This is a genomic window from Methyloparacoccus murrellii, from assembly GCF_054657115.1.
In genome coordinates this window covers 1-12,514 of the sequence record NZ_BAAHXD010000067.1, presented here as the reverse complement: position 1 = coordinate 12,514, position 12,514 = coordinate 1, and the positions used below count along the sequence as shown (strand labels likewise).

Sequence of the window (12,514 nt, the reverse complement as noted above, 5' to 3'; positions counted from 1 at the left end):
CCCCCCCTTTTACACATGCTTCTTGATTTGTGAAAAACCCCACTTTTGGCGCAATACCGTAATCATCAATCAGTCTTTGCATGACAGTCATGGGGTTATCCAGCAGCGACTCGGCGGTAAGATTCACACCACCGATGGCACCCAGCTCGATATAGCTGCGATTCTTGATATTCCATAGATCTACAGGGGTATCGACAAATGCCTGAGGACAACAATCTCTTATGACCGTTCGCCATGGCGTGACCAAAAATCGCTCAAAATCTGGCTTATCCTTATAATATTGATGATATGGATGCCTATGCAATGACATCAACCAAGAATATGGGTTTTTGGTCACAGAGATAAATACCACGCCCCCAAGATTTTTGGCATGTTTAGCCAGCCGGCCAATACTGTCAATCCTGGCATGCTTCCAACCTAGAGTTCGCGCCCCAAAAAACCTAAAATATAAATCACGCAACCATTCTCGTCCAGGCAGAGCTCGCTCCAATGCAACTATGGCGGGCGGCACAACACCCGGAAGAATCCGAATATCCAAATTTAACCTAACTAACGCCTCCAGATAATTCGTTGCTGTATTTCTCTCCCCGTATATCTTCACATAACGATAGGGAGGATACCCGGGGGCGCCCTCCAAACCATAACCACCTACAGCCACCTTAATATCACACCCCGCGAACCCCGATATTCATTGGTAACCCAGCTTCACCATAAAATCATAATCAAGCCCTTCAATAACACCCAGCTCACCTTGAGGCGCCAAACCGGCACTTTTCGCCGACACTTTCTCGCTTACAGCATCTACCCCTAATTTTTCACAATATGCCTTTACCAGCTTTACGCCTATTGTTGGCAACCCCATAAACCTCAAGATGTGGTTAACTTGCTCCGCAGTATCCTGGATTAAATCCTCATACCGTATTTCCAAGTAATCAGATTCATGCCCCACAAAGGCTGATCGGGTTTCTTCTATCATACCTTTCCACCAGGTGGCTATCCGAGCCTTGTCACCCCACCCGAGGCGACTTGCAGAATGAATGACATCACGACCATCACGGATAAGCATGATAACTCTACATCCCCCCATACATTGTCGAAGCTCAGCCCCAAACCTTGGTATTTCCGGGGTCTTATTAATCCACATAGGCTTACCATAGTACTCGACTTGTAGTGCACCAAGATTTTGTATGAGCATACCTGTTGCCTCAGCTATGCTGTCCACACCGACCTTGCCTCGAATGATTTTCTTACGCCACTGATTGATCTCATGTTCAGCAACTTCGATGGGATACATTATGCAATCATTGCCGATAGGATAGCGCTCATCCCTATTCTTCCCGCTTGGATGATCCCCCTTCACTCTAGAGGCAGTAGCTTTTATATCAGCAAGCATTCTCGCAGTTACAGTCTCAATATCGAAGCTTTCACCCAGCGGTGGCTGGGCAAGCGAGGCCTCAAAGCATGAGCATTCCGGATGCTTAGTGATTCGTAAAAATCGGAGAGCCTCACATAATGCTTTTGTTTCAAACCAGGGCGTTATAGCCTCATGCAGACCAAGGATGTTAATCAACAAGGTGGTTCCACTCCGGAAATTCCCGATAAATGTCGGAGCCAATGCCGTGCCACCGAAACTCATATCACCCTCTACCAGATAATTAACTTCTTGTGAACATCTCATCATAGATACAACAGACAAATAACCTTGACCTTCGCCAGCCCAGAAGTCTATAATATTTTCCGAAGATTGCAGAATGCTGCACATATGAACTCGTGAGCCGCCCTATTGCCATCACTCAACAGCATCCTGTAACCCATATGATCAACCTGTCTTCATTAGAAACCAAGATTCCCTCACAAGCTGACCTACATAAAGTCGGTATCCCCCATCATCAACCACCACCTGTTACGTATGCTATCAGCAGAAACCTTTTGAATATAGATATTGGCCGGTATCACCGTATCTTTTGGCGATATGACTGGATCTCCTGATCCAAAAGCGTCAACACAACCCTGGGTTACCCACGCCGTTACCGACGATACATTCCACCCCGCAGCGATCCTCCTTACACAATCTATCATCTGTGGTATTCTAGAAAGAGGGCCAACCCAATCGATGAGCCTACACGTTTCGCCATCTCGCCTCAAAATTAGCAGACCTAGCGGGTTTCCACCAATTCTGTTCTTCATGATAAATATCGAATAGCAATGCGCCGGATGCATTGCATAGCGATGATGAAGATAATCCAAGTCACGAATTCCCACGACTCGGTTTGAGAGGTCATCTGACATGCCCTGCCAAAGCCTTTCGATAATCTGGGCATTTTCCTTTGCTAACGCGAAGGGCCTCAATGTGGTTAGCATTCTAGGATAACTTATCAGGGGCTCCCAACGAATTTCGAAAAGCCTATCAACCTCAGCATATAAACCCAGTTTATTTCCCAACTCGAAAGCTCGTGAGTTCGGGAACCCGAATGCGACATCGTACTCGCCTGAATAACCCGTGAGACATTCAAGAAATGTTTTTGCGGACCTCGTGAAGGCTCCATTTCGGGTGAGTATGCCTTGCTCTTCGGGATCAACCATCACATCACAAACCTGGATGCCCAAGACATTTCTGCCAAGCAGCCGAAGACGACGTTCAATTCCACCGTAATGTGCTACGGCACGCCCTCCTCTCTTTGCTATACTGCAAGCACTCCGCTGTTGCGTATATTTCCAGAGCCATAATGCTTCAGCCACCTGTGCCTTGAATGCTCTCTGAAAGAGCTCTTTGAATGGGCTAAATTCCCATTGATCAAGCATGCTGATTTCATAGCGAGGCAAATAATCAGCTTTTGAGAGAATCCATATGCGGACAGAATCAGATACCGACATACTGCCTGTCAAGATCCAACCCGATCGATCAATCATAGGCTCAATCAAGGATAGGCTTGACTCTTGAGGGATCTCCGATGCATGGCTCTCCAAAACCCCAATCCAGCCTAATAGCAAAATTGCGTCCTGCTTCAGGTTATCGCGTAGCCTTGTGAGAGAATTTATGGGATATTTTCCCAAGCAGCGGGCATCACAGTACATCCAGTCTAACTGCTCATTCTTGCCTGAAATGGGGCTGTCCGATAAAAGAGGCTCATTTTGGGGGTTCACAAGGTGAAACCCTTGTGACCGCAGCGCTTCAGCCCAGGGATGGGTCCTATTAGCTATCCATCCCACTGGCCCGGGAGGCAAAGGCAAGCCCGGCAGGTTACTCAATAACTTCGCTCCGTCACAATGCACATCATGCAAGTCGGGGAACTTCATTCTTTATACCCTGATTGCACCATCGATGCGGTAGTGAGACGACACCCTGCTCTAGGTTGTCCTGTGAAACTACCAGTTCAGCAACCATTCTAGCCTTATCGTATACATAAAGGCCTTTGTCGCATAGCAAGAACACATTAACCCAATACGCGCCCTTCAAAAGTGGCAGCTTAGGAAACTCAACCCGTACTCTCCCTGTCCCAAGATTATCACGGGCTATATCAACGCCATCGATAAGTGTCGAAGCACTGGTCACTGGCCTTGCATTAGCCCCAATTATTACCACAGCAACAGTTGGTGATGCATCCGCAATATCGGAGTCAAACGATACATCGATCTCAAGATTTGATTTTCCGCTTTCCACTGCCAACCGATAATCCTGCAGACCATCCACCTTGACGGAAAGAGTCGTCAATCTTGTCTTACTCCCTATCGAACCCACCCGTGTATTCAATGGCGTATCGGCATCGGCTCCAAGTCCTGGCTCATCCATGGAACGCATATAGTCTGTGTAGGCGGCTATGACTTCGCTGGGATCACCATCCATCCTGAGCTGTCCTTGATCCAACCATAAAACTCGGGTACAAATCGCCTGCACCTGATACATGGAGTGAGAACAGAATAGGATCGTTTTTCCGGCTCGCCTGAACCCCATGATTCTTTCAAATGATTTTCTAGCGAAAGTCCCATCCCCTACTGACAGGGTTTCGTCCAGAATCAGAATATCTGGCTCTATTGCAGTGGCGACCGAAAATGCCAGACGCATGAGCATCCCGGATGAGTAGGTTTTCACAGGCTGATCGATAACATCAGCCAGCCCGGCAAAAGCGACAATCTCATCGATTTTATTTTTTAGCCAATGCGCACCTTGGCCCGCCACTGCTCCACCAAGGTAAATATTGTCTAAACCCGACATCTCTGGGTGAAACCCTGTTCCCAATTCGAGAAGCGCACAGACGCGGCCTTTGCGGCTTATATGTCCACTACTCGCTTGGAGCGTGCCTGCGATGAGTTTAAGAAGAGTGCTCTTTCCAGCACCATTAACGCCAACAAGACCAACTACCTCGCCATGTTTGATATCGATTGTCAACGGTTCGAGAGCTATCCGCTGACGATGACGAACCCGCCCTGTTAAGGCCTCCCATAGCCGATCCCTCGCATGCAGATAAATCCGATAGCTTTTACCCACCCCTTCCAGGGTAATCGCATTCACAGCTCTTCCCGCATGTAGGGTTCAGCCTTGTGGAACAGCAGGAATGAAGGAACAATCAAGATCATCCAGTACGCACACGGCAAGAGGATATCGTCACTCTGCAATGGTATCTGATTGATATAGTGCTGAAATAGGGCGACTATCCCCGCCAGTGGATTCCATACCAGCAAAGGCCTAAATGCTTCCGGTAGCGAGACGGGCTGGTACAATATCGGCGTGAAATACATAAGCACCGTCAGCAGGAACGGGAGAATCTGTCGTGACTCCTTGAAGAATAGTCCGATCACTGCCAGCAAGTAGGCAAATGGTATTAGCCACAAAACCAACAATAGCAACATGATTGTTGCGAGCAAAGCCCCAACAATACCGGCAAACAGTCCTGAAATTAGCAACAATACTGGCCCGAAGATAACCAATGCCATCACGATAGGCAATAGTGGTAGGATCTTGACAGGGAAAAGCGTCCGCTGATAGAGAGCGCTATATTCCGTCAGGACACCAAGGCTTCGACTCATTACCTCATTAATTAGCAGCCAAGGTATCATTGCCACGAGAAAATACTCAACAAAGGCGACCGGACCCGGAGATTGAACTTTTAGCACCAACTCCAGTAAAAACCAGAACGCCAGCACTTGTAGTCCCGGCTGGGCTATCAACCAAAGCCAGCCCATGACGGTACCGCTGGTGCGACTCACTGCGTCTCGCTGAACCAAGCGGAGGATCAACCAAGAATAATTAAGGCTCTTTTCCCACCAGCTTATTAGCATTCATATTCTCACGCAAATAGCCAACTCTTGTGGCGACGAGGTGACCACTAAAATTTGTAGCGCAGCAGATTCTCCGGTGTATCAAATCGATTGGGCTCTGGCGTCTTGCGAATCCCTGCTCCCCCTCGTTCAGGCTTACCGTGATACCAGTCTCCTTTCACATACGTCCAGATATCCTGTCTCGCCCCACCGGTGAACGTATTGCCATCGAACTCCATCATGGTCAGGACGGTCTTGACCTCAATGGTTGCGCTATCTTCAGCTAACGACGGCTTGCCTAAGATGTAACCCACAATCTTCATGTCCCATTGGCGTCTGTGTTCGACCTCATCTGGCGAGAAATCTCCATTCACAGTTTCCGCTTCCATCTCATAGGCAGTGCGCAGATCATTAACTCGAACAGCCTCCCAATAGGCATTTACTCGCTGCATAAGGCGCTCTTCAGTCCTATTGGCATAATAATTAACTTGATACCAGTACACCAAGATGCTTCCTAACACGGCAGCACCGAGCACTAGCATCATGACTCTCATTTTTTTCATCTAGTCTCTATCCCCCATCATCCACAGGAACTCCCCCGCCCAGCTCATGCGGGGCAGCTTCGAGCTCTCGCCGCTCTGATTGAACATTCAGGGCAGTCTCTCACCCGAGAGGGCCACTCCCTGCTGTTCCGTCAGAGGTGCTACTTATTATTCAGCTTCAAAAACCCCTTTTGGAAACAAAGGTTTCAACCCGTCTTGCTTTACCTCAATCTTAACTGTTTTCGCAAGCTGTCGCAGATAAGCGTCCCGGAGCTTCCTTTGCTCTTCTTCCCTGAGCGTCTGCAGCACTTTATCCCTAACATTGGCATATGGCGATATCAACCCCGGGCGGATATCGGTTATTTCCAGTATTAAAAACCCGGCAGGGGTATCTATAAGGCCACTCCGCTGCCCCTTCCCCATACCTTTGAGAGCGGATTCCAACCAAGGCTTCTCAGCAACATTCACATAACCCACATCACCTCGAGTGACTTTACCAAGCTTATTTTCCGTTATATCAGCCGCCACATCGGCAAAAGCCTCACCCGCCTCCAGACGCTTGAGAGCCTTCTCTGCACGTACCTTGGCGGCCGCCAATACCGGGGCATCAGGGTTTTGAGGATGCTTGATATATATCTCATTCAATCGAAACATATCCGGTATTCCATATTCATCCTGATGGGTCTTATAATAATCAAGCCCCGCCTTGTCGTCCGGTACCGGTGGCAATGGGAAGTGTCGTTCAGCGAGGTTTTCATAGGCCTTGGCGATATCGTTCTGGCTGGGTTCCTTGCCTGCCTTGTCCAACAGTTTTTCGTCATACATCGCCCGCCGCAAGAGGTACCCACCCACCAGCTCCCGAAGGGCAGTCACCTTACCCTGGTCAGATGAGGTTGCCCGACTGATGACTGTCGGATTTGACTGCAGAAACCCCACATAGTCCTGAGTCGTGATCTCCTTCCCATCAACCGTGATCAATACCTGATCAGCAGATTGAGCCATGGAGGGAGAGGGCATACCGGAAGCGGCCCCGCTGTCCGTCGGCTTGCCCTCTTTGACTGCATCGGCACGCAGATGACTGGCATAGACCGTAATCCCGAACGACAGAAGGGATACTGAAATCACCTTCCTAAATCTGTTGAGACCATACATTTTCATAATCCACTATTCCCTGCTTTCAAGAACAAATTTCTCTTTCTCCAACGCCCCAAAGTGATCCCACAAAGGCCCATAAAGAATGGTGATATTCCTCTTGCCCATGGTCCGACCCAATATGAGATCAAGCCAGCCATCCTGATCGATATCCACTAGCCGCATCACCGACGTATTCTCCCTAGGCTTCTCTATCACGCGGGTCTCCAACGCCTCGATATTGGTGTCACCACCTTGCAGTTGATATATCACCAGTTTTGTGAATCCGGCCGCGAGCAAATAATCTCGGCCATCCTTGTCTCGGCCGATTGCCAGCTCCAGCACACCATCTGACTGCTCAGAAGTGACTCTTGGGAACCCCAAGTCAATGCCGCCAGCAAAGACACCCTTGCCGTCATTGGTCAATATGTGAATTTTGCCTGGTTGGGTCTCGTCCGGCACGATCAGATCCATATCGCCATCACCATCCCAATCATAGGGATGCGCCTCATTTGGCATTCCCCAGCGCCCCACCTCATCTGCTTGCGCCAACAAGCGCGGCTTCAGATCACCCTGTTCAGCCCTGTACTCGATAGCATAAACCTGCTCGGTAATGTTGGTCGCGTACAGCAAATCATCCACCTTGTCGCCATTGATATCCGCAATGTGTATGCGGTTGGCATGTTTGATTGAGGGCGACGCTTCGCCAGTGCGAATCACAATGCGCTCTTTGGCCTTTCCCAGACTGGCATCGTAAGTTTTAAGCAGGATGACCCCATCCCTGTGGAATGGCGTCAGCGCCAAACTCTTGCCCCACGTAGGCCAGTCAAACGCTTTTGCATACCGTGGTGCGCGATCCAGCAGAACTGACCGCACCCTGAAGCCCCCCCTAAGAGGCTTATATTCTCTCTCAAAAAAGCCTTTTTCTGTGGATTTAGGCTCCAAGGCCACCACCGCATTGGAACCTTCCGCGCTCATGACCAGTGTCTTGGGCTTGTTCCCCCACAGAATCAGATTTCCGGGATGAAATCCTACTTCCTTGACATCAGGCCCAGGCAAATAGTGTCTTGGCTGTGTTTGAAAGTAAGTCCTTCCCGTATTTCCACCGTGGTCAACCACGGTCAGGTCATGCAGACCATCTTCGTCAATGTCCTCGACCAGCAAATCGAACGGTATCCCCTCGAAGGATAGAGAATTGACATATGCCCTGACCTCATCAGTGCGTTGAGCTTCCGGGTCAGGTTGACAAGCTGTCATACCGAGCAACGACAGGGAAAGAGCCAACCACTTTGATTTCATCACCATCCGTTTCAGAAAGTTTCATTTGGCATCAACAAGTTGCCTCTCTGCCTGCAGAAATCTTTGCAGTGCCTAACTTAAGCCAGGCAATTTCTGTTTAGTCCTGTTTCCCCCAGGCAAATCAACATAGGCGACTTTACTGAGCCATGGAAAGCCGCGACACAAAAACAAACGGCCCGATAACGGGCCGTTTGCCTAGCTCTACGGGCTTACACGAATTCTGAATTCATACCCACATTAGCTTCTGTCGTTTTACCGACCGGAGAACCATCCACGCTCCTTGGCGAGCAAGGTCGGAACCAGCGGCGTTTGATCAGCGAAAGGCGTTTCAATGAAGTCATCACCGATCGCCAGCGGGATGGTGAAGGCCATCATGGAAGCATACGGCCCCGTTGCACCTTCAGGAGCAGCCGGCTTGGAGACATACATCTTCATCATGCCGTCACGACCATTGCTCTGGCACAGGTCAGTCAGCCATGCTGCATGCTCACCGTCGTTATAACCTGTGCTGGCTGCACCGAATACCGACTTCGGATTTGCCGGGTTGGCATAAGTTACCGAGAACGCGCTCTGAACATCAGCCTGAGTCACGAAATCATCCGAGTGATAGGCATGATTGGCCACGCCAATCAGATTCAACTGATCGGGGAGATTGGCGCTGAACGAGCAGACGTTTTCATCCTGATCGACTTCCTCGCCCTGAGCCAGCAACCCGTTGCGATCATTCCAGACAATGACCTGGTTGATGTAGAACCGACGATCCGCCAGAGGAACTTCAACGGTGGCTATAACTCTATTGGAGTCCAGTACACCGGTCTTGATACCCGTGGTCAGCGGAGAGGCCACCGGATAAAAGATAGTGCCAGTGAGGTTTTGATTCTCGATGACCTGGTTGTCCGGCGTCGGGAAGCTGGTGGTATCCGCCGCGTCATTCATCGCCAGAGTCGGGATGCTGACGGCACCCGGAGCAATCGCCCGGGTATTCGGGTTATTCGGCCCGGTCAGGTTGGTGACCCATGCGTCAGCCGTGAAGCTGAACAGCGGCGCACCACCATTCCTGGCCGATTCGTTTACCAGTACCAGGTAGCCCGCCATATTTGCGGGAATCGCGCTGCGCTCCCCCATGATCAGGCACTCGTTGCCCGGGGTGAGCCCGATCGGCGGAATGACATGACCACCTGACGAAGTGGGCACGGCACCGGAAGTACCCAAGCAATTCGCATTGAGCACAACGACATCATCCTGCGATACCGGGAAGCGGCCATTTACGACATGACGGCTATTGGTGTCCAGGAAGTACCAGTGAATGAACGAGTTGGGATACAGATTGGCATCGATGGCATTACCAACTGCAATGCCATTGCTCACCAAGGGCTGGTTGTTGTTGCCACCTTGCAACAGGTCGTACGGATTGATGATGACGGGGCTCAGATCGGCATCGCCATCCGACTCATAGGCCCCAGTAGGGCTGGTGCCCGGATTCAGCATCTGAATGATCGTGTTCAGACCAACCGATTTCGGAACCGTAACCCGAACGACCGTGTTAGCGCCCTCCGCAGTGTGGAAAAACAGCGGAACCAGCTGGGCCTGACCCTCGACTGCCTGGATGACAGCATGTGCCGACATGCTGCTGGCGGCCAGCGCGCCCGCCACCGCGGCTGAGGCGGCCAATTTCTTAAAGTTAGCTTTCATAAAATCCTCTTATCGATAATAAGGTTTTACATTGTAATCGTGATTCAATGTACGGTTGTTTCACGATGACACCGGAAGAGCAGGAGCGCCGATGCTGTTACCCCCGTTTCCCGCCCACTCCGTCCGCCGAATCACGCGCGATGAGCGTGGACGACTGTGCAGAGAGCGTGAGCAACACGTTAGACCAGCCCCGCTTGGCTTGTCAAGACGGCTTTTTGCTAAAAAGCCACACCATTAAGCTTGGCAGCCCGACAGCCCCACTCTTTGGCACCTTGAGGATGCCACCTCCGAGCTCATAGCTTCGCACAGTTTTTAGTGCTGTCAAGCAAAATTTGTTTTTTTTCCAAAACCGTTGTATGATCGCAACATCGCTAGAAGGTGAGCTCACACAATGCGGTGATCTGACAAAACCTTGCCTGAAGAGCCGCCACACCTTAGCCACGGTCAGCAGATGACGCTAAAAACTGAGACAATCGTAAGCCCGCAGTTTGCTCCCTGTACGCAACTTCAGATGCCCCCTGTTTCTCGCCCCCCACTGCATCAAGCCGTCTTGGCTTGGGCACCGCCGGTGGCCCTACCGATCATGCTCAACGTGAGGTGGATGGCCTTGAACGAGCCTAATGAGGAACCCAAGTGGGCCGCGCTTGTCCTGCTGGGCGGAGCACTGGCTTGGGCCGGGGGACGCCATGTTCGTCTGGCGTGCCGCGAGGGAAAGCCACTTGCCTTAACCCTTCCGGGCACCCTCCTCACCCTGTTTTTCCTGGGACTGGCAGCCGGCGCTTTTTATGCGATTAATCCCGGCGGAGCCATCAACCGACTGTCATTCTGGTGTGCCAGCGGACTGGTATTTGTCAGTGTCGCATGGGCAACTCAACATGTGACAAAGTTCACTGCGCAACTCCGAAGGGCTCTACTGCTCTCTTGTGGCCTTCTAAGCCTGCTGTTCTGGCGGGGCTATTTTTTCGACTTCCCCCGGCAGGAGTTCGACAAATTCGTACTCTTCTCCCCCATCGGTCATTTCAACTACACCGCCGACACCTTGGTGTTGCTGATACCGCTGGTGACCTGGGCACTGCTATCGCTCTACCCTCGGGGGCCAAGCAGCATGGCACACGCCGGACTTTGGCTGATCCTCGGTCTGTTCTCACTTGCCACCCTAGGCTTCATGCTAATTGCCAGCGGCAGCCTAGGAGGTTTTGGCGGTGTCGCGCTGGGAGGGTTTGTAGCCCTTCTCATCGGCTGGGGCACACGCTTGCGCGCGAGAGCAACACCAAATTGGCGCTTCAGCCGCCATAGGATGATGATAGGTCTAGTTGCCCTGGTTATCATGGCATCGACGGGACAATTCGCTTACCAACACATGCCGCAGGAATACCGGGAGGGACTGTTCACACGTGCCATCTGGTGGCAAGCGCCAAAGCCCCAGGATTTTGCCAAGGCGCAAAATTTGCCGCCGCTCGCCCCGCTCTGGATCAAGCTACTTCCCTATGTCAGCGCCCGCACCCCCATGTGGGCCGCCACGGCAGGCATGGTGGCCGAACATCCCTGGCGGGGTTTCGGCACCGGCTCCTTTCTCTATGAATACCAAGACTTCAGCAAGCGGTATGACTTGCTGCAGGACTTCGAGACCCTGGGCATCAAAGTCAAGAATCATCCTCATAATATATTGCTGCAAATCGCCTCGGAGAATGGCATACCAATGACCCTGTTGTTTTGCGGGCTTTATGTCTGGCTAACCTGGGTAACGATGCGGCGCGCCTGGCACGAACCAAATGCCTTCTGGCTATGCGCGGTCTGGGCACTGTGGGCAGCTTGGTTCGATGCCCAGTTCAACCACGTCTTCTTCAACCCGGCCAGCCTATTCATGTCATCCTTGGCTTTCGGCCTCATCTACGGACGCCTACGCGTCGATAGCACACTTGGCTGGCTGCCGATATGTTCAATCTGGCGCTACCGCCTGACATCGCTCATAACCGGACTGATCGCGTTGATCCTGACCATTTATCCACTACGTTGGGTGGCATCCGAATACTACGTGGCAGAGGCCATTCGATTAAGCCGGATCCAACCGCGCGCTTCCCAATCGCAAATCGGACATGCCTGGCAAATGGCCTATGCCTGGCTACCCCTGAATTCACAGGCCTCCTTCGGGCTCGCTAAATACTATTTTGACCAGCAAGATTATGGGGATGCGACATATTTTCTGAATGACTTTCTGGAGTTCGCCCCCCATCACAGCGAGGCACTCAACTTGCTAGCTCACATACAGCTCGAGTCTGGTGAGCTGGAGCAAGCAAAGTTAACCCTTGAGCATGCGCTAAAATTAGAACCAGACGCGCCGGCAATCAAAAAGAATCTGGAGCGGGTGAACAAAATGATGGCAAAAGAAAAGCCAATAGACAATCAACATCCTGACTGAAAAGATTCGGTGAGGGCGCGCTCAAAAACCAAGTGCAACACCCTGACCGGGTAGGGTGTTGCGATGGGAAAACAGTACGAACCATTGAAGCCTGAAGAACGGGCAACTGAACCGCCCCGAGAATTCCGGAGGCTCTCTGGTTTGAGTCATGCCGCTCGGGCAGACTCGTCGAGTG

The 12,514-nt window shown here is 51.3% G+C and carries 10 protein-coding genes; 1 reads left to right on the top strand and 9 read right to left on the bottom strand.

The features are described 5' to 3' along the window. The 9 genes from ACYQ1H_RS14585 to ACYQ1H_RS14545 form a co-directional block, all read right to left on the bottom strand. Positions 1 to 658, bottom strand: a 658-nt coding sequence (locus ACYQ1H_RS14585) for a hypothetical protein (protein WP_460028775.1), incomplete at its 3' end; no start/stop codon positions are given. 30 nt (positions 659 to 688) lie between these two features. After that, positions 689 to 1,762, bottom strand: coding sequence for a sulfotransferase (locus ACYQ1H_RS14580; protein WP_460028774.1), 1,074 nt, complete (start codon positions 1,760 to 1,762; stop codon positions 689 to 691). A gap of 101 nt (positions 1,763 to 1,863) precedes the next feature. Then, positions 1,864 to 3,297 (bottom strand): GNAT family N-acetyltransferase, encoded by a 1,434-nt coding sequence (locus tag ACYQ1H_RS14575; protein ID WP_460028773.1) that lies wholly within the window; start codon positions 3,295 to 3,297, stop codon positions 1,864 to 1,866. Beyond that, the gene (locus ACYQ1H_RS14570; protein ID WP_460028772.1) at positions 3,275 to 4,510 is read right to left on the bottom strand and encodes an ABC transporter ATP-binding protein; all 1,236 of its coding nucleotides are present in this window, start codon (positions 4,508 to 4,510) and stop codon (positions 3,275 to 3,277) included. Before ACYQ1H_RS14570 ends, ACYQ1H_RS14575 begins: the two co-directional genes overlap by 23 nt. Further along, positions 4,507 to 5,205 carry an ABC transporter permease gene (locus ACYQ1H_RS14565; RefSeq protein WP_460028771.1) on the bottom strand — a complete coding sequence of 233 codons (699 nt, stop codon included), beginning with the start codon at positions 5,203 to 5,205 and terminating at the stop codon, positions 4,507 to 4,509. The genes ACYQ1H_RS14570 and ACYQ1H_RS14565 overlap by 4 nt, the downstream gene beginning before the upstream one ends. 119 nt (positions 5,206 to 5,324) lie before the next feature. Then, positions 5,325 to 5,819: a hypothetical protein gene (locus ACYQ1H_RS14560; RefSeq protein WP_460028770.1), complete on the bottom strand. Its 495-nt coding sequence runs from the start codon at positions 5,817 to 5,819 to the stop codon at positions 5,325 to 5,327. Positions 5,820 to 5,966: 147 nt separating this feature from the next. Continuing rightward, the gene (locus ACYQ1H_RS14555) at positions 5,967 to 6,956 is read right to left on the bottom strand and encodes a peptidylprolyl isomerase (protein ID WP_460028769.1); all 990 of its coding nucleotides are present in this window, start codon (positions 6,954 to 6,956) and stop codon (positions 5,967 to 5,969) included. Between the two features lie 6 nt (positions 6,957 to 6,962). Beyond that, positions 6,963 to 8,234 carry an FG-GAP repeat domain-containing protein gene (locus ACYQ1H_RS14550; RefSeq protein ID WP_460028768.1) on the bottom strand — a complete coding sequence of 424 codons (1,272 nt, stop codon included), beginning with the start codon at positions 8,232 to 8,234 and terminating at the stop codon, positions 6,963 to 6,965. A 246-nt stretch (positions 8,235 to 8,480) separates the two neighbouring features. After that, positions 8,481 to 9,920, bottom strand: a complete 1,440-nt coding sequence (locus ACYQ1H_RS14545) for a hypothetical protein (RefSeq protein WP_460028767.1) — start codon at positions 9,918 to 9,920, stop codon at positions 8,481 to 8,483. 607 nt (positions 9,921 to 10,527) lie between these two features. On the opposite strand from ACYQ1H_RS14545, the gene ACYQ1H_RS14540 reads away from it, so the two are divergent. Further along, entirely contained in the window at positions 10,528 to 12,339 is a 1,812-nt protein-coding gene (locus ACYQ1H_RS14540) for an O-antigen ligase family protein (RefSeq protein ID WP_460028766.1), read from the top strand. Positions 12,340 to 12,514 lie beyond the last annotated feature (175 nt).